This is a genomic window from Falcatimonas sp. MSJ-15, from assembly GCF_018918265.1.
In the GTDB taxonomy this organism is placed as follows: domain Bacteria; phylum Bacillota; class Clostridia; order Lachnospirales; family Lachnospiraceae; genus Falcatimonas.
Window position 1 is genome coordinate 1 of sequence record NZ_JAHLQC010000011.1, and the last position, 26,895, is coordinate 26,895.

The following is a 26,895-nucleotide window of genomic DNA, read 5'->3' on the forward strand; positions in this document are numbered from 1 at the left end:
TGAGATATCCCAAGCGCAAGCTGTAAGACCCCTTGAAGACGACAAGGTAGATAGGACAAAGGTGGAAGCGTGGTAACACGTGCAGCTGATTGTTACTAATAGGTCGAGGACTTAACCAAGAAAAAGAGGTTAACCTCAGAAAAAGGATTCTAAAAAGATATAATTTCAGCGTGTAGTTTTGAGTTTATAATATATAATATAATACAATGTAATATATTAAAGACCGTAAGGTCTTTTTTTGTGTCTATTGAAGTGCATTTTAGAATAGAAGATTATGAGTATTGTAAAAATCATATACTTGCACAAAAAAACATAGGTAAAATTGTATAAAATATATAGAGATTTTTTAAAAATGATGTGGTATACTAAGTCGGTATGTCGAGAAACGGTACTATAGTTTCTGGTGGCGAATATTAATTCACGTTCTAGAAAGGCGGTTTATATGAAATATAAGGTTTTGGTTTTGGATATAGATGGAACCCTTACCAATAGCAAAAAAGAGATAACACCTGATACCAAACAGGCATTAATTAAATTGATGGAGTCAGGAATAAAAGTAGTATTAGCATCAGGTAGACCTGTAGCAGGAATACAGCCAATAGCAGAACAGCTTGAACTTAAAAAATACGGTGGATATATTCTTGCATTTAATGGGGCGAGAATAATAGAGTGTAATACAGATACAGTGATTCACGACCAGACATTACCAATAAATATTATTCCTAAATTATATGATTTATCAAAAGAGTATAATGTTAATATTCTTTCGTATGATAAAGATGCTATTATCTCAGAGATTCCAGATGATAAATATCTTGAGATAGAGGCTAGAATTAATAAGATGCCGATAAGAAAGGTAGATTCATTTAAACAATATATAGATTATCCGGTTAACAAGTGTTTGATAACAGGTGATGGAGAATATTTGGCTGAAGTTGAAAAAAATATAAAAGATAGATTAGAGGGCGAGATTACTGTATATCGTTCGGAAGCATTTTTTTTAGAATGTGTGCCACTGAATATAGATAAAGCAACTTCTTTAGACGATTTATTGAGATATCTTGGATATACTAAGGAAGAGATGATAGCTTGTGGTGATGGATATAATGATATATCCATGATAGAGTATGCGGGTCTTGGTGTTGCTATGGCTAATGCTAAGGATGAAGTAAAAAAAGTCGCTGATTTCATAACTTTATCTAATGATGATGAAGGAATAACACATGTTATTAATAAGTTCTTTGATTAGATTTAGGTAGATAATAACATATGATTAAAGAGTTTAATAATGAAAGAAGGGATAAATAATGAAATATGTATTAGATACTCATACACATACTATTGCGAGCGGACATGCATATAATACAATAACCGAGATGGTAGAAGCAGCTAAGGAAAAAGGTCTTGAGGCGATTGCAATAACGGACCATGCGCCTAAGATGCCTGGTACATGTCATGAGTTTTATTTTACAAATTTAAAAGCGATTGATAGAAGTGTATATGAAGGTATCGAAGTTCTTTTTGGAACTGAGCTTAATATAATTGATTATGATGGACATGTTGATTTGTCAGACAAAGTATTAAGTACACTTGACATAGTAATTGCGAGTTTTCATGTTCCTTGTATTGCACCGGGAACTATAGAAGAGAATACAAATGCGTTGATAAAAGCCATGGAGAATCCATATATTAATATAATTGGACATCCTGATGATAATAGATTTAAGATAGACTTTGAACAAGTAGTAGAAGCGTCAAAAGCAACAGGTACATTATTAGAACTTAATAATAGTTCATTAAGGCCTGGAGGATCAAGAGTAGATCCAATTGAAAATGATAAAGAGATGATAAGAATCTGTAAGGAAAAAAGAGTTCCGATAGTTGTTGGCAGTGATGCACATCATATATCTTACATTGGTGAACATAAGTTAGCATATGATATGCTTGAGGAAGAGAATTTTCCAGAAGAACTTATTATAAATACATCATTGCAAAAACTTAAAAAATTTATAAATAAGCATAAAAGCAGTTTACTTTAAAACTTTAGTATGTTAAAATAGTAATGGGTTTTAGTGAATAATATAATTTTGACAAAAAAGGAGAAATTAGTATGAGCAAAAAAATCAGAACAGAAGCAGTTGATCATTTATTCGAGGCAATTTTAAGCCTTAATGGAACTGAAGAGTGTTACGCATTTTTTGAGGACATTTGTACTGTAAATGAATTATTATCATTATCACAGAGATATGAGGTAGCAAGAATGCTTCGTAATCACAAGACTTACTTAGAGATAGCTGAGAAGACAGGTGCTTCAACAGCAACAATCAGCAGAGTTAATCGTTCACTTAACTATGGTAATGATGGTTATGATATGGTATTTGCAAGAACACCAGAACAGGAAGAGTAGAGAGATATTGTAAATGCGTAAAGTAGACAATGTATATGCATTGTCAGAAATAGCAAGGAAAGAAGTGTCTGGCAATTAAGTTTGCAAGCATAAAAAAGGAAGGATGACTTTGAATTGTAAAAGTCATCCTTCCTTTTTGAACTTCATATTGAAGATTAAGTCGCAAAGAAGTTAGTATTCAATGTTAAAGTCTAGATAGTTATTATCTTGAGTTACAAAGAAGTTAGTATTTACTATTAAAATCTGGCTAGTTATTATCTTTGATATTCTTTGTAAAAGGTAATTTAGTTATTTAGTCTTTTTTTGATTTATCTTTGTTTTTTTCATCTTTTTTAGAATGATTAAACATAGACAAATCATCGATTATACTTTCAATCATCTGTTTTTTTATATATACATCAAAGCTTAACATGCATACAAATGAAAAAAGTTTTAAAAATTGACTATCATCAGATGACGTTTCAGATGATGTATCAAAATCAGATGATTGTTCTTGATTGTTATCTATATCAGAATTAGAAGCTTTTTCTTTTTTTGATGAAAAATGTTCATCTACCATTTTATATTTATCAATAACATCACGTGATAAAGCAACAATCTGTGATCTCTCAAGCGAAAATACTTCCTGATATATTTCTTCAAGTGAAGGAGCTGCATCAGTTTTAAAATATTTGTCAGTTAAAGGATTGAGAAGGCTTTGTATATCGTTTATTGATAATATATTTTTGAAATAGTAGATAAAAATTAAAATCAATAAATGTTCTTTAGAATATTTCTTCTTAACTGGTGGTGGAAGTAAATTATTCTTAGCATAGTTATTAATCATAGTCTTAGTTAGAATCTTATCCTGCTCATGGCGCTTAAGTGGAGCAAGATGTGAATCCATAAATGTAGTCACCTGATCCATATATAAATCTATATTAGGTATATCTCCAGGTTTAATATATTCAATTTCTGAAAGTTTTTTAATTAGTTGTTTAACATAATCAGAATTATTTTTTTCAAAATTCATTTTTATCACCTCATTATTACATTATATAGTATTAAAAACCATATGACAACAAAAAGTTAAAATCAAAATCAATAAAATTGATTAAATTCCCCCCTAAAAGGGGGGGGATTTTTAGAATGTGTATGCTAAAATATGTAAGAAAGGTTCAACAGATATGGGGTAAAAATGGCAATAGCAATTGGTTGCATTTGTTAAGTACCTATGTAGTATTAAAAATGAAAGCGAGAGTGATAAAGAGAGAATATTGTAGTAAAGACTAGTAATTGATAGAACTAATGATATAGACAAAGACTAGTATTGAACAAAGAGTAATTGAAATGACTGATATTAAACAAAGAATAATTAGAGCTACTAGTAAAGAAAAGAAGAAAAGAGAATGATGGATAACTAAAAGAATAGTGAAGAACTAAAAAGAACATTAATAGACATAACTAGTGGTAAAAAGTTAATAGTAAGTTAAGTAAGATTACTGTTAGCGATAATAAGTAAAGTGCATTTTAAGCTATATTATATATGGTTAAGTGCAGAAAAATCTAGTGACTTTTGATAGTCGGTGTAATATAATAATAATTGTAAAAAGCGTGTTAAACACAAGGAGGATAAAGAATATGGGAATTATGACAAGATTTAAAGACATTATGTCAGCTAATATTAATGCATTATTGGATAAAGCAGAAGATCCAGAAAAAATGATAGATCAGTATCTGAGAAATTTAGAGAGTGATTTAGGTAAAGTAAAAGCAGAAACTGCTTCTGTAATGGCAGAAGAGACAAGAGCAAGAAGAGCATTAGATGAATGTACAGCTAATATAACAAAGATGCAGACATATGCAGAAAAAGCAGTTGCAGCAGGAAATGATGCAGATGCTCGTCAGTTTTTAGCACAGAAGAAGATATATACAGACAAATTAGCTTCACTTCAGCAGACATATCAGCTTGCAGCAGAAAATGCAACTAAGATGAGACAGATGCATGATAAACTTGTAGCAGATATTAATGATCTTAATGCAAGAAGAGATGCCATTAAAGCTAAAGTTGCAGCAGCAAAGACACAGCAGAAGATTAATAAAATTGGAGCTTCTGGAGTTGGAGCTTCTAATAACCTTTCAGCTTTTGCAAGAATGGAAGAAAAAGCAAACAAGATGCTTGATGAAGCAAACGCAATGTCTGAATTAAACTCTTCAGCACAGGAGACATCAATAGATAATTTAGCAAGCAAATATGATACACCATCTACAAGTGATTCTGAAGTAGATGATGAATTAGCAGCATTAAAAGCTCAGCTTGGTAAATAATTAATTAAGTTATATATCATTAAAGGAACCTGTAAGTGTCTGCTTACAGATTCCTTTTTGTGACGAAAGAGTGCTATTTTGTGCTAAAAGTACGATGTTTTGTGGCAAAAATACGATATATAATATACGAGATATAAAAATATGAGATGGGAGTTGAATGTGTATGGAAGAACAGGTATACCGCTGTGAAGCATGTGGTAGTGTAATGGTATATGATGTAGTAAGTAAAAAATTAAAATGCCCTAATTGTAATACAGAGATAGAGATAGCTAATGATAAGGATAGTATTGTAGAGCATAAGCTTACACTTGAGGCACGTAGAACATTAAAGCCGGAAGAGAAACCAACAACAACAATGGAATGTACCGGATGTGGTGCAGTAATAGAAGTAGGTAAGAATATAACAGCTGTAGAATGTCCATATTGTGGTTCGCAGTATGTATTATCACAGAGACAGCTTGATTCAATTATTCCTGATGGTATTATACCATTTGCGATAGATCAGAATCATGTAAATGAGATATTTAGAAAATGGGTTAATGGAAGATGGTTAGCACCTAATGCTTTAAAGAATCTTTATCAAAATGATAAGATACAAGGCGTATATCTTCCATATTGGACATTCGACGCTAAAGCTAAAGCAGATTATACAGCTATGGGTGGAAAACATAGAACTGTTACATATAAAGACAAAGATGGAAATACACAGACTAAGACGGAAACTGATTGGTATCATACAAGAGGTCATGTTGATAAGTTCTTTGATGATGTGCTTGTTAAAGCAGTAAAAAGTGATAAAGCTTTTTTACTAGAAAGTGTTGAACCTTACAATACAAAGGAACTTGCATCATATTCTCCTGAATATATATCAGGATATATATCAGAATGTTATAGTGTGGATCTGGATACTGCACATCATCAAGCAGTTGCTGATATGAATAGTCAGTTAAGAAATATGGCAAGGCAGGATGTTTTAAGAAGGTATGATGATGTTAAGGATATTCATCTAAGAGCAGATTTTAGTAATGAATCATATAAGCATATTATAGTTCCAGTATATACAACATCATATAACTATAAAGGCAAGAATTATAATGTGGTAATAAATGGTCAAAATGGAAAGATAAAAGGAGATTATCCTAAGAGTTTTGTAAAAATAGGTATAATAATTGCCGCTATACTAGCTGTTATTATAGGTATATATTTCTACTCAGAAGGTGGAAGTAAGACTGATAGTGGTAAAGCTGTTGCTGATACACAATATGCATATTTAGAAGATTCAAATATGAGATATGAAAATGATTATCTTAAAGAGTCAGAAATGCTCTATGAGAATACTTATATAGAGAACGAAGATATTGTATTATAGAATAAAATGTGAGTATGGTATAACCAGAGAGTGAAATCAAAATAAGTATTAATAGAGAATAGATACAAATAATTAATATGATTAACAGGAGGCGTAAAAATGGGATTTTTAGGTGGTCAGTTTGCAAATGTAGTAGAATGGGAAGAATATAGAGATGATATAATCTTTTGGAAATGGTCAAACAAAGAAATAAAAAAAGGCAGTAAACTTGTTATAAGACAGGGACAGGATGCCATATTTATGTATAATGGTAAAGTTGAAGGTATCTTTACTGATGAGGGAAGCTTTGATATTGAGTCAGATATCATACCTTTTCTTTCAACATTAAAAGGATTCAAGTTTGGTTTCAATAGTGGAATGAGAGCAGAAGTATTATTTATTAATACTAAGATCTTTAATGTTAAATGGGGAACTAAGAATGCAATAAGTATTCCGGCACCAGGGCTTCCAGGTGGAATGCCAATAAGAGCCTTTGGTACATTTGATGTTAAAGTCAATGACTATCTTCAGCTTATTGAATCTCTTGCAGGAATAAAGAGAATGTATACAGTTGAGGATATAAGAGAATATGTATTATCAATGCTTGATCCATTACTCATGAAGTGGATTACAAGAGAAGGTAAAGATATGTTTAATCTTCAGATGAACTCAATCGAGATTGCAGATGGTATTAAGACTGATCTTGATATGCAGTTAATAAAGAGAGGATTAACATGTACAGCATTTAATTGTTCTAGTTTTACATATCCAAAAGAAGTTCAGGATATGCAGGCTAAGGCTGCATCACAGTCTATGGTAGGCGATATGGCTAAATATCAGGCATTTGCAGTTACAGATGCTATGTCAAAAGGCGGACAGAGAGGAACTGGAGCTGCAGTTGATATGGCAAGTATGCAGATGGGAATGATGATGGGGCAGCAGATGGTTAACAATATGTATAATAACAATATGATGAATCAGGGTTATAATCAGCAGATGCCTAACCAGAATATGAATCAGAATCAACCACAGCAGACATCACAGCAGCCGGCTGGTAATGGTACAGCACCAAAGTTCTGCCCTAATTGTGGTACACCTACTAATGGAGCAAAATTCTGTTCAGAATGTGGTCAAAAGTTAGTATAATTGCTATTAGTAACTGTATATGAATAAAAATAAAATCATAAAGCACTTGAACTTTTAAAACTGACATCGTATTATAGTAAGATATTAAATAAGATGCAGAAGGGAATTGGAACAGATGAGCATATATGACAGCTTAAATAATAAACAGCAGGAAGCTGTGTTTTTAACAGAAGGACCACTACTGATATTAGCAGGTGCAGGAAGTGGTAAAACACGAGTGCTTACTCATAGAATAGCATATCTTATTGAAGAGAAAAGTGTTAATCCATGGAATATACTAGCGATAACTTTTACTAATAAGGCTGCCGGAGAGATGAGAGAGCGAGTTGATAATCTGATTGGATTTGGTGCTGAAAGTGTATGGGTTAGCACATTCCATTCCATGTGTGTCAGAATACTAAGAAGATACGCAGACAGAATTGGTTATACGAATTCTTTTACAATATATGATACAGATGATCAAAAAACTGTTATGAAAGAAGTATGCAAAAAACTTCAGATTGATACTAAAAATCTTAAAGAAAAGGCAATTCTTGGCAAGATATCAGCCTGTAAGGATGAACTTATAGGAGCAGAACAGTTTTTAAAAGAAACACAGAATGACTTTGGTATGAAAAAAATAGCAATGGCATATAGTGAATACCAAAAACAGCTTAAGAGTAATAATGCAATGGATTTTGATGATTTGATATTTAAGACTGTTGAATTGTTTAGAATGAATCCAGATGTGCTTGAGTCATATCAGGAACGATTCAAGTACATAATGGTTGATGAGTATCAGGATACTAATACAGCACAGTTTAAGCTTATAAGTCTGCTTGCCGGTAAATATAGAAATCTATGCGTTGTTGGTGATGATGATCAGTCTATATATGGATTTAGAGGTGCAAATATTAATAATATTCTTGATTTTGAGAAGATATTTAATGATGCACATGTTATAAAACTTGAACAGAATTATCGTTCAACACAGAATATTCTTGATGCTGCCAATCAGGTTATAAGTAATAATTATGGGAGAAAGTCAAAGACTTTATGGACTGATAATGGCGAAGGCGAGAAGATTAATTTTACTGCATATAATACTGGATTTGATGAAGCCAATGGTATCGTAAGTGATATAAAAACTAAGGTGGAAGAAAGAAAATATGATTATAGAGATATAGCAATATTATATAGAACAAATGCACAGTCACGAGCACTTGAAGAAAAATTTGTTCAGAATAATATTCCATATAGAGTATTTGGTGGAGTTAATTTCTATGCACGAAAAGAGATTAAGGATATCCTTGCATATCTTAAGACAATAGATAATGCTACTGATGATGTTGCAGTTAAGAGGATTATTAATGTACCTAAGCGTGGTATTGGACAGACGACTATTGACAGAGTTTCAATATATGCTGATGAGAATGAGATAAGTTTCTACGATGCTCTTAGAGATGCAAGAAATATATCTACTATATCAAAAGGTGCATCAAAGATTGAACCTTTTACTAATATGATTCAGATGTTAAGAAGTAAAGCTTCTGTATATAGTGTTACAGAGCTTGTTGAAGATGTTGTTGAAGATACAGGCTATATACAATATCTGAAAGATACAGAGACTGAAGATGAAGTTGAACAGAGCGTTGAGAATATTAATGAACTTATAACTAAAGCTAAGAACTATGATGATACAGCAGAAGAACCAACATTAAGTGGATTTCTTGAAGAGGTTGCACTTGTTGCAGATATAGATAACCTTGATGAGAATACTAACAGAGTTGTACTTATGACACTTCATAGTGCTAAGGGACTTGAGTATCCGGTTGTATATCTTGCCGGACTTGAGGATGGCCTTTTTCCAAGTTATATGACTATAACTTCTGAAGATCCAAATGCTCTTGAAGAAGAGAGAAGGTTAGCTTATGTTGGAATAACAAGAGCTATGAAGGAACTTAACTTAAGTGCTGCGAAACAGAGAATGATTCGTGGTGAGACACAGTATAATAAAGTGTCACGATTTGTTAAAGAGATTCCACGTAACCTTTTGAAAGTTGATGGAAAAGAGACATCTGAGAGAAGAGTCTCTAAAGAAAATAGAGTTATAAAAGATGAGAGTGTATTTAAGAGAAATACACCGGTAAGAACACCAGTAAGGACTAACTATTCAAGTCTTTCATCAAGTAATATATTTGATAAGACTCCTTCAGGCAATAAAGCGACATTATCTTATGGTATTGGTGATAATGTTAAGCATATTAAGTTTGGAATCGGAAAAGTTGTCGATATAAAAGACGGTGGCAGAGATTACGAAGTTACAGTTGATTTTGATACTGCTGGAACTAAGAAAATGTTTGCTTCATTTGCTAAACTTGTAAAATGCTAAAAAATTTATAGTAAAATTACATGTTTGGTGGTATAATATATATTATATATTAAGAAGATTTCGATTTATGAGGAAAGGATGTGCATTGCCCATGAATAAGTTGGAGGAGTTACTTACAACTTCAAAATTGAATGAGTTGCTTAATAAAAAAGAGCAGGAAGAGAAACATAAGAATGCTGTTCTTTGGGTATTGGCAGTAATAGGTGCTATAGCTGCAGTTGCAGGAATTGCATATGCAGTTTACAGATATTTTACACCAGATTACCTTGAAGATTTTGAAGATGACTTTGATGAAGACGATTTCGATGATGACTTTTTTGATGATGAAGATGACGAAGAAGATGGACCATCATTCGAAGACGAAGAAGAGTAGTTAAGAATTACCGCGGGCCTGACGTGTATGATGACTATATCAGGTTACGCGGTATTTTTATGAAAAACGCGTTAGGTTTTTAGTGGTTATATATTAAGATACTAAGTAAGTAAATTTTAGATATTAATATAAAGATACAGAGGAGATAATATAATGAATAGTAAGAAACAGGAAAATGAATTGTTAGAGTTCCTTGGTGGACTTGCAATGCTTGTTGTAGGACTTTATTGGTTTTCAACAAAAGTTAATGTATCAAGCAGCTTTTTTTCAGGATTTACACTTGGAGGGTTTGGTGTTAATTCAGGAATGGTAATAGTTCCATTTATAATTGCTGTTGTATTATGCTTTGTAAAACCAGAGTCATTTGGATGTAAAGTCTTTCTTGGACTCACAATTTTGTTAATAATAGCAGCAGTTGTTGCATCAACAAGAATGTATCTTTCAACAATGTCATTGTTTGAATGGGCAGGAGTTCTTGTTCTTATCTTTGGTGGTGCTGGATTACTTGGAAGAATCCTATTCAAACCAGTTAAGGCAAAAGATAAGAAAAATGATGAAGAGAATAGACAATTCTAATGTAACATAATTCATTTTAATGTTGATGAATAAAATGATAACGTAGTATTATATACTAAAGACATATATCCTTACTTTACAGTGAGGATTTTTGTCGTATATACTACTATGCAAATATATAAAAATGGATAATAAAGATATTAGGTAATTGTGAAACTATGATTTTATAAAGAAGATTGATTATAATATAGTAAAGTTTTCAATTGAATGTTTGAAAATGTAGGTTTCGTAAATGTCTAGATAAGTGTATGAGTGAAAGGATTTATATGAAAAAAGGACAGTATTTTGAAAGTGTAATTGAAAGAGTTGATTTTCCAAATAAGGCAGTGACTTATGCAGAAGATAGAAAAGTTATAATTAAAAATGCAATACCGGGACAGAAGGTTGGATATACAATATCTAAGATGCGTAAAGATAAGTGTGAAGGAAGACTTGTAGAAGTTGTTGAAAAATCGCCACTTGAGACTGTAGAAGATGTATGTGAACACTTTGGTATATGTGGTGGTTGTACATATCAGTCATTACCTTACGAAGAACAGCTTAAGATAAAAGAAGGACAAGTTAAGAGCCTTTTAGATTCTGTGATAAGTGATTATGAATTTGAGGGAATACTTGGAAGTCCTAAGCATCTTGCTTATAGAAATAAGATGGAGTTCTCTTTTGGTGATGAAGTAAAAGATGGACCACTTGCACTTGGAATGCATAAAAGAGGTAGCTTTCATGATATTGTGACAGTTTCACACTGTAAGATTGTGGATACAGATTATAATAAGATTCTAAAGTGTGTACTTAATTATTTTACAGAGCGAAAAGTTGACTTTTATCATAAGATGCAGCATACAGGATATCTTAGACATCTTATAGTTAGAAAAGCTGTTAAGACAAAAGAGATATTAATAGATCTTGTAACAACTACAAGTGAAAATCATGATCTGACACAGCTTGTGACAGAACTTAACAGACTTACTCTTGAAGGTAAGATTGTTGGAATACTTCATACTAATAATGATTCGCTTGCAGATGCTGTTATTAATGAAGGAACAGAAGTATTATATGGACAAGAGTTTTTCTATGAAGAACTTTTAGGACTTAAATTCAAGATAACACCGTTTTCATTCTTTCAGACTAACTCGCTTGGTGCAGAAGTATTATATAGCAAAGCAAGAGAATATGTCGGTGATACTAAAGATAAAGTGATATTTGACTTATATAGTGGAACTGGTACGATAGCACAGATACTTGCACCGGTTGCAAAAAAAGTTATTGGCGTTGAGATTGTTGAAGAGGCTGTTGAGGCAGCTAAAGTCAATGCAAAACTTAATGGACTTGATAATCTTGAATTTATAGCAGGTGATGTTCTTAAAGTTATTGATGGAATAACTGATAAACCGGATTTTATAGTTCTTGATCCACCAAGAGAGGGAATTAATCCTAAAGCACTTGATAAGATTATTAACTATGGTGTTGATAATATGGTATACATCTCTTGTAAGCCAACAAGTCTTGTAAGGGATCTTGAGATATTAAAAGAAAAGGGATATAAAGTTGTTAAGGCTGCACTTGTGGATATGTTTGCTGGAACGGGGCATGTGGAAACAATTTGCAGTTTAACCCGCATAAAATAAGCATTTGCAAGGTTTTTGAAGTGTGGAAAAGGGCGGTTTGCCACCCATTTGCCACCCTAATTCTAAAAAACTTCACTGAACACAAGAAAAGCACTGAACCCGTTGAACTTTTGACGGATTCAGTGCTTTTTCAGGTCTATATGTAGTTATTATGATGTTTTTGCCCGTGTGAGCTGTTCAAACAGATCAACAGAGCGTTCAACCATCTTTTCGGTATCATGCACGTAAGTCTGCAAGGTGGTTTCAATGTTGGTGTGTCCCAACCGGGTCTGAACATCCTTTACATCAGCACCGTTTTCAATCAGCAGTGTGGCGTGGGTGTGCCTTAATGAATGGTAATCAAAGGCAAGCAGCAGTTCTTTATGAATGACCCTTGAACAGAACTTGAAGGAATCGGTTGAAGTATATTGACCATTTTCTGCAATGCAGACCATGTGAACCCGTGGCAAAGGCGTATTGACACATTTCTGAATTGGAACTATACGCTTCATATCGTTGCCTTTTTCATCCTTTTCAACCTTGATGACATGGATGGTGTAATATTCACCGTACTTCATTTCATTCTTTGCCTGTCTGACCTTTTCAGCCTTTAATGCCCGGTATAGAGTTTCACCAAACTTCACAGTTCGGTTTGATGTGACTGTTTTGGTTGTGCCAAAATACCATGATGATCGCTGTTCTTTCTTTCCCTTCTGTTCAACAACCTTTCTAACATCTGCCCCAAAGTTACGCTTTACAATCTGTTTGTTGACGCTGATGGTGCGGTTATCAAGATCTATATCATCCCAAGTTAGGGCAAAGGTTTCAGAGATACGCAAACCAGTATAAAAACCGATCATAAGCGGAATATGATAACGGGAATCAGGCGGGAAACGGTCAATGATTCGCTGCCATTCGTCCAAGGTCAAAATGATGCGTTCTCTTGGTGCTTTTTCAACCTTGGGAAATTTGACATACTGCATAGGGTTTGAAGTGATGTAGTGCATTGGTTCAACAGCATAGTTCAACGCTGCACTGAATACGGACAAAATGCCGATCATGTGACTTTTAGAATTACCGTTCATTTTCAGTTCAACGGCATATTCCTGTAATATTGCCGGGGTGATCGCTTTCAGGCGGTACACGCCAAACTTGGGAATCAAATGCCCCTGAATGATTCGCAAATAACCGACTTGTGTATTATATTTCAGGTTGGTCTTGCAGTACAGGTCAAACCACTGGTTCAGGTAGTCAGCAACCGTGATTTCAGTAGGTTCAAAAACTGCTCCCGCATTGTTGTATTCATTCAGAGCCTTGGCAAGTGCTGCTTCTGCTTCTTTCTTGGTGCGAAAACCTCTTTTTTCCTTTCTTTTGCGTTTTCCGTCAACTTTTCCAAGGTCAAAATAGTATGACCATGTTGAACCTCTTTTTCTTACTGAACCTTTCATAAAATAAGCACATCCTTTCTAAAAAATGGTGCATTTAACAAAGGAATGTGCTATACTGTATCTGTCTTGGAAGTATCACATATTCCTTTATATGGTTTATGGGTTACATCTATTGAAACCGTTCCGGCTGCAACCGGGGCGGTTTTTAGCATTATTTACATTGATTAAAAATATACTTTATTGATTATGTTTTCCATCACTTATATATTTGGTGATTCTCAAATCAATGTTTTCTTTGGTAGTACGTTCTAATGTGTCCATTTCTTCACGGCTGATATAGACTTCAGTATTGGAATTTTTAATATTGATCACCCATTTATCATTATAAGGGCTTTCATGTATTTCATAGCCTAAAATACCTAAATAATCTTTGAATGAAGTTGTTTCATGTATTTCCTTTTCCACTTCATCCAAATAGTCAGATATCCCCATTAAATCAGCAACTTTTACTTCTAGGGCGGTTGCTATTTTTTCTATAGTCTTTAGTTGGGGGGTTATGTTTGAGTTTATTTCATATTTTCTTATATTGGCTTCATTTATTCCGCATAGTTTACCAAGTGCTTTTTGGGTCAACCCCTTTTCTTTTCTGATTTTTCGTATATTTTCACCTATTGTCACTTTTTCACCACCTTCTATGTTCGAGTATATCATAAATGATGAAAAAATAACAGATAAAAAAACATCTATTGGCAGATAAACAAATATCTGATAAAGTGACTATAACAGATAAACAAATATCTGTCAATAGAAAATGAAAGAGAGGTAGACACATTGAAAATTAACAATTCTAAATTACAGATTGCCTTGGCTACTGCTTGTATGAATCCATATGATTTATGTAAAGTGGTAAATATTCAATATCAGACATACAGAAGAATTTCAGCCGGGAATAACTGTAAGCCCGCAACAGTTGGCAAAATTGCCAAAGCACTTGATGTACCAGTAGAAAGTCTGATTGATTTAGAGGGCGGTGATTGAATGAGATACCGGATTGAATACGCTAATGGTAAATGTTGCAGCTTTGCCAATAGTAGCAAAGATTTAATTGATTGGCTGAAACTTTTGAAAGATGAAACTATCAGTGACATCCGAAAAATTTATAAAAGTGGTGTTACTGATTCTGTTAAAGAAAAATATCAAAAGTATATCAGTAAATAGGTGTTGCAGCACCTTAGAAGATGTAACCTAGACAACTAACCAAGGAATGAATGTTAAAACGAATAAAAAATATAAGTAGGAAGGCGGTGAAAATGAAGTGATAGATTTTGATGAAACAGGGCTTTACAAAGGCTTTGTGAAGAATCAGAAGGGAAAGAAGTTCCCCGGTAGAAATCCGCACCTTTTAACTTTATCAGAAGCAGATACTTTTGATGGTTTTAGCGGAATAATGAAACCTAATACAGTACTTATAGATGCAGATGAAGAACCCCATAATGAGATTTTGCAGAATATCATCAAAGGGGAGAAATTAGCTTGCTATATGACAGATCGAAAAGGTGGCAGAGGTGTTCATGTACTGATGATTAACAGTAATATGTCACTGAAAAAGTCAGACAAAGTAATGCTTGCCTGTGGTGTTGTGGTAGATTTTCACCCCGGTTATTCATTGCCGGGTGAGTGTTTAAGGTTCAACGGTGTTGAACGCACACCAATTTATAATGAACAGCCTTATCAGGAATTACCCAAGTATTTTACACCGTTGCCAAAGTGCAGCATAGATTTTACGAATATGGGTGAGGGTGACGGTAGGAACAGCACATTGTACGCCTATATCCTGTCTTTGCAGAATGCCGGACTTGATGAAGATGATATTAAGGATACAATCAGGATAATCAACCAGTATGTGCTTGCTGAACCACTGGAAGAAAAAGAACTGGATGTGATTCTTAGGGATGAAGCGTTTAAGAAGTCGGTTTTCTTCACAAAGAACAAGTTTTCGCATGACAAATTTGCAGAACATATCAGGACACTGTACCATGTGAAAAAAATCAATGGTCAGCTTCATATTTATGAAAATGGTATCTATGTACCCGGTTATGATGCGATTGAAAGGGCAATGGTGAGGGAGATTCCTTCCCTGACATCCAATCAAAGGAATGAGGTGCTGAAATACCTAAATGTAGTGTGTGTTGGGGAAGAAAGAAATGCAGATCTGAATTTGATAGCGTTCAAGAATGGAGTATATAACCTGAACACTGACAGTTTAGAGCAGTTCAGTCCACAGTATATCATTACAAATAAAATACCTTGGAACTATAACCCTGATGCAAAATCAGATTTAGTGGATAGTATGCTTGATAAATTGTCATGTGGTGATAAAGACATACGATATTCATTAGAAGAAGTTGCCGGGGCGTGTCTATACAGATCGGCTGCTGTTGGTGGTGGTATGGCTGCTATACTGGTGGGGGACAAGCATAACGGGAAAAGTACGTATATTCATTTAGTAGAATGTATGCTTGGAAAAAATAATTACTCTGCTGCTGATATAGGTACTCTTGGGAACAGGTTTATTACAATTACACTATATGGTAAGTTGGCAAATATCGGTGATGATATATCAAATGTGTATATTGCAGATACTTCAATTTTTAAAAAACTGGTAACAGGTGAAGAAGTTCAAGCAGAGGAAAAAGGCAAACCACCAATTAACTTTGCATCTTATGCAATGCACATTTATTCAGCAAATGATATACCGCACATGAAAGACCCTACCGGGGCAGTGCTTAGAAGGTTGTTATTTATCCCTTTGAATGGGAAATTTACAAAAGATACCCCTGACTATGATCCACTTATCAGGTACAAACTAGAACAGCCGGAACATATAGAGTATTTCATACAGTGCGCCTTGGATGGGCTTGCAGATGTTTTGAAAAATAAATCCTTTACAATTCCGGCAAAGTCAGAGCAGCAGAAGGAAAGCTATGAGAGGGAAAACAACCCTATTCTTGCATTTATTGATGAAGTAGGAAAGGAAAGCATTATCAATGAACCAACTGCTGATGTTTATAAAAGGTATCAGGTATTTTGTGCTGACAGTGGATTTCAGCCGGGAAGTAACCTGACATTTTCAAAGAGCATTAACCGAACATTGGGAACAAAAATCATAACCGGACATATAGGAACAGGAAAGAAAAGGAAGTCAATCAAAATGTTTTCTGAATAGTGGCACTGTATGGCTACCGTTAGGTACTGTTATACGGTACGGTTAAAAAACAATAAAAATCAATGTGGCACTGTATGGCACTGTTTGGGTGAACTCTTTAATATATTTTTTTGTGTGTTGTGTTACATAAGTAAAAAATATAAAAATAATATAATTTACCCCTTAAATAGTGCCAACAGTACCCGAATAGTGCCAAGCATAGAAAGGATTGGTGAAAAAATATGAATCAGTATGAAGCTATTGTTAAACATCCATACATAGACAGGCAGAATAAACATTTTATTCTATTGAATAATGCAGAGCCGGAAACAGTGGAAACTTTCATGATTGTGTTGGATATTGCTGAAAAATTGTGTACTTGCAGTGATGAAATGTATATGAAACTGCTGCCTATATTTAAAGAGTTTTATTCGTTAGTAGGTGATGCAGAAATTGAAATTGAATTTATCAAAAAGCAAAGAAAGGAATCAGGTGGTAGATCATGAAGAAAACTTTAGAGGTAAACACAGATTGGAAGAAAATGGTATTTGATATGTGTGCAATGTTAAAAGACAAACCAAGAGAAACACAGCTTGCATATACTTATGTTTGTGCACTTACTGGTAGTAAAATGTCGGATTTGAAAGAAAGAGAAGGTGAAGCTGATGAATAGACAGGACTATGAAAAATTAAACAATCTTGCAATATCTTTTGATTATCTCATGTCTATGATTGAACTTGCTGAATATATGACAGGTGAACTCGTATGCAGTGACATAATAGATGATGCAGAAAGGGCAAAGGAACATATAGATAGACTTTGGTCTTTACTGAATGGAATGGTTGAACTTTCCCATTTAAGACATGAAGAATTTGAACAGGTGTTAAAGTTAGTGACAATAACAGAAAATGCCCCTGAATAATCATAAGGACTATACAAGGGGCTTGCCACATGGTAAACACATGACCTGAACAACCATAGTTTATCATGTGGCAATTTGTTTTATCAAGTATCAGTTTTAAATGATTTTTGAATAAAAAAGTTGAATAATTTTACATAAATCGTGAGTTGGAAAACATAAATTTCAGATTTTTTTAATCAGTGAAACAAAATCGGGAAAGTATTAAAAGTGAAAAATGCCCTATATTGGGATATTACAAAATTGATGGTTGAAAATAAAGTTAGTATTTAGGGTTTTGTTCGCGCACACGTGCGTATTGTCAGATTTGTCAGTCCCTAAAAAGGCATATGCAGAAAGAAGGTGATTTGATGACACGAATTGATGTAAGAGATTTGAAGGGAAAAATTAAAGACAATGCTATTCAGGTCACTTTGGATGTGATCGGTAAAAAGCATGATCTGATGCTTGCATATCAAAATACTGGGTTCGGAAAGAAACGGTTTTTTGTATGTCCGTATTGTTCAAAGAATGTTCAGTATTTGTATATTACCGGGAACAGCTTGAAATGCCGGGTGTGCAGCGGTGTGAAATACACCGGAATACAGAACAACACCAAGGGCGGTTATGATGAAATAGCATACAGAATGAAAAAATATGCTGCTGCACATGACATTCAGTTTGATTTCCCGTTCAATTACTTGGATTTCGTTCTTGATAGTAGGATGCACCGGGAGAAATTCAGAAATTATGTGATAGTGCTGCAAGCATTGGAAAACATGAGATTTCAAGGAATCATCTGTAAAACAACATACAGTGCAAAGACAATCAGATTGGTGACCAGTGGAAAGCATCCATTGTTGCAAAAGTGTAGCCTGATGGAACTGAAAGAATATTTTTATGACTGGGAAACAGGACAGCAGATCATCATTCCGTCAGTTAAAAGCATACTGAAATAATGGCATAGTGACATTTCTGACACCCTAAAAAGCGTGTGTTGGTGGCATCAGGGTGGCAAATGCTTGGTTTTAGGTGCTGCCGGATGACAAGAAACATAGGAAAATAGCGGTTTTGAATGGTTGGGGTTTCCTAATGGTTACACTGTTGAAACCCTGACAGAAAGGATGATGAAGATGAAAATTAAAGTTACATATGCAGAGAATGAAAAAGAGAAAAAGGCAAAACATGAAGCAATAGTGAAAAAACTTTTCCCTGATGCCAAAGTAAAAGAAACAGCACCAAAAGATGGTTTTTTGCATACTGTTTTAACTATCCCCAAGCCTAAAGAATATACAAAATAAGCTGTATTTATTGACTACAACCACTAAATATAGTATAATAATATATACAACAGAATAACGGCATGAGTACCGCACTACATGATTTTAACTGTTTTCTTGATGTAGTGTTAGCTTTAATTTTGGATTGTTAAGGCATGGGAATAACTGATTTTTGATTGATTTGGTCAGTTATGCTCATGCCTTTTTTGTTTGGTAAATTTAGTCAACTTCGGACGTAAAAAGAAGGGAGAAAATCATGGAAGAAAAAAACATGAATCAGAATGCAGACCCGGCAACCAGTCAGGAAACAGGGGAAAAAACCTTTACACAGGAAGATGTGAACCGTATTGTTCAGGAAAGACTTGCAAAAGAAAAGTCAAAGAATAACGGTGATGCAGATTTTGCAAAAAGGGAACAGGAACTTGCGCAGCGTGAACTTCATATGTCTGCAAAGGAAATGTTATCAGAAAAAGGACTACCTGTACAGTTATTTGATGCTCTGAACTGTAAGGATGAAGAAACATTGAAAAAGAGCATTTCAACAATAGAAACAGTATTTAATGAGTATAAAGCGAATGCAACTAAGTCAATACAATTTAAGAGTTTCACACCGGGTGTACCAACATCCCCAGTAAATGCGGGGGATGGGGATGCAGACGATCTTAATATTAGAAAGGCTATGGGGCTTCGCTGACGAAAAGAAAGGAAGCGTTAAACTATGGCAGTTATCAATTTAGTAACCAAATTTTTACCGTATGTAGATGAAATGTTTACTACGGAAAGTAAAACATCATTACTGACAAATAAGGACTTTGAATTTGATGGTGCAAAGACAGTAAAAGTGTATAAGGTGTCTACAGCTGAAATGTCAGACTATGACAGAGACGGTAGTTCAGGAAATCAGTCAAGATATGGAGTGATTCAGGGCTTGGATGCCACAACAGAGGAATTCACACTTAGCAAAGACAGATCATTCACATTTGCAATCGACAAATTGGATGAAAACGAAACAGGCGGTGTATTAAAGGCAAGCACTGCACTTTCAAGACAGTTGCGTGAGAAAGTTATTCCTGAAGTAGATACTCACACTTATTCAAAAATGTGTACTGGTGCGGGAATTAAGCCAACAGCGGTTGAACTTACAAAAGAAAATATTTGCACAGAAATCTTAAAGGCGAATACTGCATTAGATAATGCAGAAGTGCCGGAAAATGGAAGAATTATTGTTGTTACGCCTGACACATATCTTCTGATTAAGCAGTGCAAGGACATTATCATGGAAACAGACATTGGTAATGATTTGAGATTAAAGGGCGTTGTGGCTATGATCGACGGGGCACTAGTTGTAAAAGTTCCGGCTACAAGATTACCAAAGAAATTTGGTTTTATGGTCGCACACCCTTGTGCAACTGTATCACCGACAAAATTAAGCGAATACAAGGTACATGAGGATGCACCAGGTATCAGCGGTTCATTGGTAGAAGGTAGAATTGCCTATGATTCTTTTGTACTTGAGAACAAGGCAAAGGCTATTTACTATCAGGCAACAGTATAATTTTTGATAAAATACCCCGGACTTTTGTGGATAGTCCGGGGTGTATTTGAATATGGGAAATGTTGCACTCTTATTTGAACGGAAAGGAAATACAGAATATGAATAAATTCTATGAAACAGAACAGCCGGATTTAGTAACTGTGATAAGCGGTGAATTTCGTTTATATCGCAATGGTCAGCGATTGGCGGTATCAAAACCGCAGTTCACAGACAAGGATGGTCAGAAGCGCATAGGTAAGACCGTCAGCATTGATTTGGCAGCCAATAAAGGAAATCAGGAACTGATTAGACTGCTTCAAAGTGCGATTGAAATATTACAGACAGACAATTCAGCACAGGACAACAAATAATTGCTATATGGCGGTTATATGAGGTCAGAAAGGGCAAAGAAATGATGAAAACAGTACGCCACAACAGGAAGGAAATAAAACACATTGAAAACTGCACATCTCAAAATGCAGTGAAAAAACAGGTCAAGGTGAACAACTATCTTTTCATGGATAATAAGAAACGATTTGAAAATGTGTGCCTTGGGTATTCAATTCAGGCTGAACGGCTGATGAAGGTAATACAGAAGGACACCGCCGGAAAGATCACAAAGGACTGGGTGACACCTGAAAGAAAAACAGCCATTGAACAAAGTTCAGTGCTTATGGAAATGATTCAATTACAACTTCTGAAACTGAAAGAAGCAAGTGGAAAATATCAGAAACACATCAAAAATTCTGTTTACTGTCAGCAGTTGTTAAGACCGTACATCAGCAAATTACAGAAGATCATTACAGAAGTAGATGCACTGGTTGGAACAGGGGGACAGCATGAACGGGAACATTGAAGTTGTGAATGAAAATCTTTGGTGTGTCAATCAGCATTATGTTCATGCCGGGTATATTAAAGAACTGACTCTGTTACCGGGGACATCATTGGATAAAGAAATTTATCTGACTAATCAGGGTATTTTGGTTTTGAATACCGCTGCCCCGGCTTATGAAGTCACAAGAAAGATGCTGTTGCGTGTTATGGGGCATACAGATGAACAACTGGAATATGCACGGCAGAAGATGCAGAAGGTGGAAACGCCTGATGCGTATGTAAAAATGTATCTTAATGTGTTGGAGTGGGAAATAAAAAGACGGTGTGTAAAGGCTGAATATATTGCAAGCCAACCCAAGCAGACACTTTTAGATAAATTCAAAAATAAAGTAAAGAAATTTTTAGAAAGAAGGTGAATGAATGTCATCCATTCAAACAGGTATTGTCTTACAGGACAATTTTTCTAATGTTGCACAGGGTGTTGTTGAATCTATGTATAACATGACTGCTGCTGCATATGAAGCATCACAGGCTGTTAGTTCAAATGTTGACACAAGCAGTATTCAGGCAGCAACAGAAGAAATCAATCAAGCAACTGCTGCTATGGATGAACTTAGTGCAGCAGCAAGCAGACCAACAGCACCAAGTGTTGCACAGCCTGTTGTGGATGGGGGAAACGGTCAGGTGATTAACGTGGATGTAAACCCGGTACTTCCTGATCCTTTGGTTGAAAATCCTGAACCTTTAACATTGGATATTCAGCCAAACGCACCCCCGACAGGTGAAATCGGTCAACGTATCGAAAATATCAGAAATCAACTGAATGATGTATTATCAATGCAACAGCAGATTGACCAAACTGCTGCAACAGTTGATGTATTGCCGGATGAAGTCACTAACAGAATGTCACGGGTAAATGCTCTTATAGAGCAGATACAAGCAAACCTTGCCTTTTCAGTAGAAAATCCTTTTGGTTTAGGTGGCAATGAAATTGAACAGCAACTTTCAGCAATAGAAAGATCACTGAATCAGGCTGTTACACAGCAGAATATGCTTAATAATGCTGTTGGCAACACAGAAAGGTATATCCGTGACAATGTGGATGAACAGGGGCGTTTCAATCAGGAAATTTCAGCCGGAACACAACAGGCAAATGAACTGACCAACACCATTAAACGGGCAGTTGCAGCCTATGTCAGTATTCAGTCAGTCGGTAAGGCGTTGGATATTTCTGATGAACTTGCAAGCACAACGGCAAGATTGAATCTGATGAATGACAATCTGCAATCAACAGAAGAATTGACTAACATGGTTTATGCTGCTGCACAAAATTCAAGGGGTTCATTTTCTGATATGGCTGCAAATGTTGCCAAAATCGGAAATCTTGCGGGTGATGCGTTCAGTAGTTCAGAACAGATTGTTGTTTTTGCTGAACAGTTGAACAAGCAGATGAAACTTTCAGGAGCATCTACACAGGAAGCAAGTGCAGCAATGTTACAGTTGACGCAATCGTTAGCCAAAGGTTGCCTGAATGGTGATGAACTTACTTCTGTTATGGAAAACGGTTCAGCGGTAACAAAAACGATTGCTGAATATATGGGAATTACCCAAGGAGAACTAAAAGACCTTGCAGCAGAGGGACAAGTTACATCTGATATAATTATTGCAGCAATGCTTGGTGCAGCAGATCAGACAAACGCAGCCTTTGAAACATTACCTATGACGTGGGCAGATGTTTGGCAGAGCATGAAAAACAGTGCTTTGGTTGCGTTCCGTCCAGTATTGCAAAGAATCAACGATTTGGCGAACAGTCAGGCGGTTCAAACTTTTGTAAATGGTGCGATTGAAGCAATGGCAGTACTTGCAAATATTGTATTAAACATTTTTGAACTTGTCGGAACAGTAGGCGGTTTCATTGCTGATAATTGGTCAGTGATTAGTCCTATCATTTATGGTGTCATTGGTGCGTTAGCGGTATATGCAGCGTACCTTGGTATTGTAAAAGCTATTGAGTTAGCATCCGCAGCAGCAAGCATGATTCATTCATTGGCAATGTCGGCAAAGATTGCTGTTATGGCAGCAGTTACCGGGCAGACAATGGCAGCAACCGCTGCACAGATGGGTTACAACGGTGCTTTATATGCGTGTCCTGTTGTTTGGATTATTATGTTGCTGATCGCACTTATTGCAATAATTTTTGCCGTATGTAACGCAATAGCCAAGATGACAGGAGTTGCAAACAGCGGATTCGGTGTCATAATGGGTTGTATTTTTACGGTAGGGGCTTTATTCAAGAATTTGGGTCTTACCGTGGCAAACATTGCCTTGGGTATTGGTAACGCCATTGCAGCACTTGCATCCAATATGATGACGGCATTTCACAATGCTATTTGCAACGTACAGTCATGGTTTTACAATCTGTTATCAACCGCCTGTTCAGTAATTGAAAATATAGCAGCAGCCTTGAACAAGTTGCCGTTTGTAAGTTTTGATTATTCAGGCATCAGTTCAGCAGCAGATGACTATGCAGCCAAGGCAAGTGAAGCAGCCGGAAACAAAGAGGACTACACCAGTATTTCAGATGCGTTCAATGAAGGTTTCACAACCTTTGATGCGTTTCAGGACGGTTGGGCATCAGATGCTTTCAATGCGGGTGCAGCTTGGGGTGACGGCGTTGCTGATAAAGTATCAAATTTCAGTTTGTCAGACTTGTTTGGTAAAACGGAAGTACCTGACCCGGCATCATATGCTGATGGTTTCAATGATGTAATAGCAAATTCCGGCATTGGTGACGGTGTTGGAAGTATTGACGATAACACAGGTAAAATCAAGGATTCTTTGGAAGTATCAGAGGAAGAATTGAAATACTTGCGTGACATTGCGGAACAGGAAGCCATTAACAGGTTCACAACCGCAGAAGTAACTATCAATCAAACCAACAATAATAATGTTTCATCAGATACAGACATTGACGGTTTTATTACCGCATTGGATGATGCAATGGGTGAAGCAATAGATTCGATTACGGAAGGGGCAAGATAAAAGATGGATGCAAATGGAATTGTTAAGAAAGTACATCAGGCAGCGATTGATGCAATGGAATCAACAAAACCCGTGAATGTATATTTTGGTGAAGTGGTGAGTGCTTCACCGCTGAAAATCAATGTTGAACAGAAGATGATACTGGGTGAAAAACAGTTGATTCTATCAAGAAATGTGACAGATTTCAAGACAAAAATTACAGCCGGAAACATTAAAAACTATTACTATACAGGTGATGTAAATTCAGGAACTGCACCTGTTTCACCCGCACACGTTCATGCAGTAGGAACGATTGACATTACCGTACACAATGGCTTGGCGGTCGGTGATGGCGTTATTCTGATAAGACAACAAGAAGGTCAAAACTTCATTGTTATGGATAGAATTGGATAAAAATGATAATGCAAAAGTCCTTGGTGCAGATCAGGGACTTTTGTTTTGTCTTAGAAGGTGTTACAATTCTGATGAAGCATAAGATTATAATAGGTGGTTCAATCTATGGAAATTAAAAGAAAAGATGACGGGACTATTGAAGGAATGACAACAATGGGGGATTCCGTCAAGGAAAAATTCACTGATGAAGAAAAGAAACGTCAGGAAATGAAAAAGAAATATGATAAAAAGTATGCAGTAGGCACGGTCAAATAACCGTGCTTTTTTAATACCTTAACAAGTTATCAATCAATTAAACCAAGCGTTTATATAAGCGTTATATGAAACCCTGATATAATACTTTTACCCTTTTGCATGGGGAATATTATTTTGGAGGTTTCAGAAGATGAAGAAAAAGAAGATTGTGGTTAGTATGCTTGTGGTATGCCTGTTATGTGTGAATCTGTTAAGCATGGCAGTAAAAGCAGAAACAACACCAACTGTTCATGTAGTATCAGATTGGTATGATTTTAAGAATGCAGTGCAGTATTCACAGGATGGGGACATAATTGTTGTTTACGGTGTAGTTGATTTGGGTGATGTTGTTAAAATTGGCAGCAGTTCCAAGCATCTGACGATTGAAAGAGGGTCAGCAGATGGTTATATTATTTTTGGTTATACGCATGAAGAAGTGATGAATACAACATTTGACGGTGGTGGGATTGTATCATCATATTCTTGGATAACAAGCCAACATGAAACAACCTTTACAAATTGCACGTTCAAAAATTTTGGAAGCAAGGAAAATCTTTCAAGCAGTGGAAGTGTTGGCGGTGCGGTAAAAGTTCAATCAGGTTCATGTGTGTTCAATGCCTGTACTTTTGAAAACTGTTATGCCCTTGAGGGTGGTGCTATTAACATAGATGGTGATGCACAGGTTGAAATCAATGACTGCATTATAAAAAATGGTGGTGCAGTAAGTTGTGGCGGTGCTGTTTATAACAGCTCGTATGCTGCAACCTGTACCATATCAGGCAGTGAGATCACCGGGAACACTGCACATGATTTTGGCGGTGGGGTCAGCAATGCCGGGAATATGACCATAATAGGCACGAAAATATATGCAAATAGTGCGGTGAATGGTGGTGCTGATGTCGCAACAAAGGTTTCAGGTGTGACAACTCTGAAAGATACTGTTGAACAACTCAATGAACTGTTCAGCAGTGACAATATTGAAGTGAATGGTTGGGTATGTGACTATGATTTTGATGAAAATATTTATATCCCGGATGTGACCCCAACAAATGAAAATGCACTGTTGAAATTGGACTATTCAGAAAAGCAGCCGGAAACACCTGACCCAACAGACCCGGTTGAGCCGTCAGAACCTTCCGAACCATCAACACCAACAGACCCGGAAAAACCGGGTGAAACTGAACCAGGAACAGAACCAAGTGAAACGCCTGAACCGACAAAACCGGGAAAAGAAGAACCTGATGATAAAACTGAACCGTCAAAATCTGATAATGTGACAAATACAGATAATTCAAGCACCAATACAAGCAATGTCAGCAATAGTGACACGGTGAACAGCACCACAACCACCACAACAACGGACAATTCAAACAGCCGGGTTGATAATTCAAAGGTGAACAGTACGGGTGACACCAATACCACCACAACGACTAATACAACAAACAATTATTATCAGGCAGCAGCCGGGAACACATCACAACCAACCATTCAGGACAGCACCCCACAACATGAAAGCAATACATATATTGTTTATCCCAATAACTGGGATGCAGTCACACAGACTGACGAAGCACCCAAGGCGGTCAAGGATGCTGACCCGGTGCAGAATTTTAGTATTGATGCAAAGGGCGTTGACTGCAAGATTGAATTGGTGGATGGAAAATATAACATAACCATCAATGCAGATCAGCAGCAGACCGTGGTGGATGATTCAGCCAATGGCAGCAGCGTGGATTGGTTGCAGATTATTCAGGCGGTGTTGTTGGTTGCTATTCTTATATGCCTTGTCAGGAAGCCTAAAGACCGTCAATGATAAAATATAAGGGTATAGGGTAGAAATGCCATATATAACGCTTATATGAGTTGTCAGCGGTGTTGTAGCATGGTAAAATACTGATGAAGCAGATGAAAACAATGGGCGGTGTGTTCAGTGGTGGCATTGCCACCCTATTGC

At 35.8% G+C, this 26,895-nt stretch carries 30 protein-coding genes and 1 rRNA gene; 28 read left to right on the plus strand and 3 right to left on the minus strand.

Annotated features, from left to right (window positions below; genetic code table 11):
- From KQI85_RS09505 to KQI85_RS09520, 4 genes are all read left to right on the plus strand, one after another.
- Positions 1-119, plus strand: a 23S ribosomal RNA gene (locus tag KQI85_RS09505); the annotation flags it as partial.
- 323 nt (positions 120-442) lie between these two features.
- Positions 443-1,249 carry a Cof-type HAD-IIB family hydrolase gene (locus tag KQI85_RS09510; protein ID WP_216575857.1) on the plus strand — a complete coding sequence of 269 codons (807 nt, stop codon included), beginning with the start codon at positions 443-445 and terminating at the stop codon, positions 1,247-1,249.
- Between the two features lie 58 nt (positions 1,250-1,307).
- Positions 1,308-2,039 carry a phosphatase gene (locus tag KQI85_RS09515; protein ID WP_216575858.1) on the plus strand — a complete coding sequence of 244 codons (732 nt, stop codon included), beginning with the start codon at positions 1,308-1,310 and terminating at the stop codon, positions 2,037-2,039.
- A gap of 71 nt (positions 2,040-2,110) precedes the next feature.
- Positions 2,111-2,407: a YerC/YecD family TrpR-related protein gene (locus tag KQI85_RS09520; protein WP_216575859.1), complete on the plus strand. Its 297-nt coding sequence runs from the start codon at positions 2,111-2,113 to the stop codon at positions 2,405-2,407.
- Positions 2,408-2,699: 292 nt separating this feature from the next.
- Here the strand turns inward: KQI85_RS09520 and KQI85_RS09525 are convergent, their stop codons facing one another.
- Complete coding sequence (locus KQI85_RS09525) at positions 2,700-3,419, minus strand: DUF1836 domain-containing protein (protein ID WP_216575860.1); 720 nt, start codon at positions 3,417-3,419, stop codon at positions 2,700-2,702.
- 608 nt (positions 3,420-4,027) lie between these two features.
- On the opposite strand from KQI85_RS09525, the gene KQI85_RS09530 reads away from it, so the two are divergent.
- The 7 genes from KQI85_RS09530 (at position 4,028) to rlmD (ending at position 12,153) form a co-directional block, all read left to right on the plus strand.
- On the plus strand, positions 4,028-4,714 hold the full coding sequence (locus KQI85_RS09530; protein ID WP_216575861.1) for a PspA/IM30 family protein: 687 nt from the start codon (positions 4,028-4,030) through the stop codon (positions 4,712-4,714).
- A gap of 163 nt (positions 4,715-4,877) precedes the next feature.
- Positions 4,878-6,083, plus strand: coding sequence for a hypothetical protein (locus tag KQI85_RS09535; protein WP_216575862.1), 1,206 nt, complete (start codon positions 4,878-4,880; stop codon positions 6,081-6,083).
- Between the two features lie 99 nt (positions 6,084-6,182).
- Entirely contained in the window at positions 6,183-7,208 is a 1,026-nt protein-coding gene (locus KQI85_RS09540) for an SPFH domain-containing protein (RefSeq protein WP_216575863.1), read from the plus strand.
- Positions 7,209-7,323: 115 nt separating this feature from the next.
- The gene (gene pcrA, locus KQI85_RS09545; protein WP_216575864.1) at positions 7,324-9,579 is read left to right on the plus strand and encodes a DNA helicase PcrA; all 2,256 of its coding nucleotides are present in this window, start codon (positions 7,324-7,326) and stop codon (positions 9,577-9,579) included.
- A gap of 91 nt (positions 9,580-9,670) precedes the next feature.
- Complete coding sequence (locus KQI85_RS09550) at positions 9,671-9,952, plus strand: DUF4366 domain-containing protein (protein ID WP_216575865.1); 282 nt, start codon at positions 9,671-9,673, stop codon at positions 9,950-9,952.
- Positions 9,953-10,105: 153 nt separating this feature from the next.
- Positions 10,106-10,528, plus strand: a complete 423-nt coding sequence (locus tag KQI85_RS09555) for a hypothetical protein (RefSeq protein ID WP_216575866.1) — start codon at positions 10,106-10,108, stop codon at positions 10,526-10,528.
- Between the two features lie 266 nt (positions 10,529-10,794).
- On the plus strand, positions 10,795-12,153 hold the full coding sequence (gene rlmD, locus KQI85_RS09560) for a 23S rRNA (uracil(1939)-C(5))-methyltransferase RlmD (protein WP_216575867.1): 1,359 nt from the start codon (positions 10,795-10,797) through the stop codon (positions 12,151-12,153).
- A 149-nt stretch (positions 12,154-12,302) separates the two neighbouring features.
- Here the strand turns inward: rlmD and KQI85_RS09565 are convergent, their stop codons facing one another.
- Both KQI85_RS09565 and KQI85_RS09570 read right to left on the minus strand, forming a co-directional pair.
- On the minus strand, positions 12,303-13,580 hold the full coding sequence (locus KQI85_RS09565; protein WP_216575868.1) for a site-specific integrase: 1,278 nt from the start codon (positions 13,578-13,580) through the stop codon (positions 12,303-12,305).
- 177 nt (positions 13,581-13,757) lie between these two features.
- Entirely contained in the window at positions 13,758-14,198 is a 441-nt protein-coding gene (locus tag KQI85_RS09570; protein ID WP_216575869.1) for a helix-turn-helix transcriptional regulator, read from the minus strand.
- Between the two features lie 153 nt (positions 14,199-14,351).
- On the opposite strand from KQI85_RS09570, the gene KQI85_RS09575 reads away from it, so the two are divergent.
- The 17 genes from KQI85_RS09575 (at position 14,352) to KQI85_RS09655 (ending at position 26,754) form a co-directional block, all read left to right on the plus strand.
- Entirely contained in the window at positions 14,352-14,558 is a 207-nt protein-coding gene (locus KQI85_RS09575) for a helix-turn-helix domain-containing protein (RefSeq protein WP_216575870.1), read from the plus strand.
- A complete protein-coding gene (locus KQI85_RS09580; protein ID WP_216575871.1) occupies positions 14,559-14,738 on the plus strand; it encodes a hypothetical protein in 180 nt (59 codons plus the stop codon).
- Positions 14,739-14,835: 97 nt separating this feature from the next.
- Entirely contained in the window at positions 14,836-16,746 is a 1,911-nt protein-coding gene (locus KQI85_RS16955) for a DNA primase family protein (RefSeq protein WP_216575872.1), read from the plus strand.
- 221 nt (positions 16,747-16,967) lie between these two features.
- On the plus strand, positions 16,968-17,231 hold the full coding sequence (locus KQI85_RS09590) for a hypothetical protein (protein WP_216575873.1): 264 nt from the start codon (positions 16,968-16,970) through the stop codon (positions 17,229-17,231).
- Positions 17,228-17,398, plus strand: a complete 171-nt coding sequence (locus KQI85_RS09595; RefSeq protein WP_216575874.1) for a hypothetical protein — start codon at positions 17,228-17,230, stop codon at positions 17,396-17,398. The genes KQI85_RS09590 and KQI85_RS09595 overlap by 4 nt, the downstream gene beginning before the upstream one ends.
- The gene (locus KQI85_RS09600; protein WP_216575875.1) at positions 17,391-17,648 is read left to right on the plus strand and encodes a hypothetical protein; all 258 of its coding nucleotides are present in this window, start codon (positions 17,391-17,393) and stop codon (positions 17,646-17,648) included. The genes KQI85_RS09595 and KQI85_RS09600 overlap by 8 nt, the downstream gene beginning before the upstream one ends.
- Positions 17,649-17,995: 347 nt before the next feature.
- Positions 17,996-18,583, plus strand: a complete 588-nt coding sequence (locus tag KQI85_RS09605) for a hypothetical protein (RefSeq protein ID WP_216575876.1) — start codon at positions 17,996-17,998, stop codon at positions 18,581-18,583.
- A gap of 174 nt (positions 18,584-18,757) precedes the next feature.
- Positions 18,758-18,925, plus strand: a complete 168-nt coding sequence (locus tag KQI85_RS09610; protein WP_216575877.1) for a hypothetical protein — start codon at positions 18,758-18,760, stop codon at positions 18,923-18,925.
- Between the two features lie 235 nt (positions 18,926-19,160).
- Entirely contained in the window at positions 19,161-19,598 is a 438-nt protein-coding gene (locus tag KQI85_RS09615) for a DUF4355 domain-containing protein (RefSeq protein ID WP_216575878.1), read from the plus strand.
- A gap of 24 nt (positions 19,599-19,622) precedes the next feature.
- Positions 19,623-20,459, plus strand: a complete 837-nt coding sequence (locus KQI85_RS09620; RefSeq protein ID WP_216575879.1) for a hypothetical protein — start codon at positions 19,623-19,625, stop codon at positions 20,457-20,459.
- A 98-nt stretch (positions 20,460-20,557) separates the two neighbouring features.
- Complete coding sequence (locus KQI85_RS09625; protein ID WP_216575880.1) at positions 20,558-20,809, plus strand: hypothetical protein; 252 nt, start codon at positions 20,558-20,560, stop codon at positions 20,807-20,809.
- 128 nt (positions 20,810-20,937) lie between these two features.
- Positions 20,938-21,294, plus strand: a complete 357-nt coding sequence (locus tag KQI85_RS09630; protein WP_216575881.1) for a hypothetical protein — start codon at positions 20,938-20,940, stop codon at positions 21,292-21,294.
- On the plus strand, positions 21,278-21,688 hold the full coding sequence (locus tag KQI85_RS09635) for a hypothetical protein (protein WP_216575882.1): 411 nt from the start codon (positions 21,278-21,280) through the stop codon (positions 21,686-21,688). The genes KQI85_RS09630 and KQI85_RS09635 overlap by 17 nt, the downstream gene beginning before the upstream one ends.
- 4 nt (positions 21,689-21,692) lie before the next feature.
- Positions 21,693-24,314, plus strand: coding sequence for a tape measure protein (locus tag KQI85_RS09640; RefSeq protein ID WP_216575883.1), 2,622 nt, complete (start codon positions 21,693-21,695; stop codon positions 24,312-24,314).
- Positions 24,315-24,317: 3 nt separating this feature from the next.
- Complete coding sequence (locus tag KQI85_RS09645) at positions 24,318-24,707, plus strand: DUF2577 domain-containing protein (RefSeq protein ID WP_216575884.1); 390 nt, start codon at positions 24,318-24,320, stop codon at positions 24,705-24,707.
- A gap of 105 nt (positions 24,708-24,812) precedes the next feature.
- On the plus strand, positions 24,813-24,962 hold the full coding sequence (locus KQI85_RS09650) for a hypothetical protein (protein ID WP_216575885.1): 150 nt from the start codon (positions 24,813-24,815) through the stop codon (positions 24,960-24,962).
- A gap of 130 nt (positions 24,963-25,092) precedes the next feature.
- Positions 25,093-26,754 carry a right-handed parallel beta-helix repeat-containing protein gene (locus KQI85_RS09655; RefSeq protein WP_216575886.1) on the plus strand — a complete coding sequence of 554 codons (1,662 nt, stop codon included), beginning with the start codon at positions 25,093-25,095 and terminating at the stop codon, positions 26,752-26,754.
- The last annotated feature ends 141 nt before the right edge of the window (positions 26,755-26,895 follow it).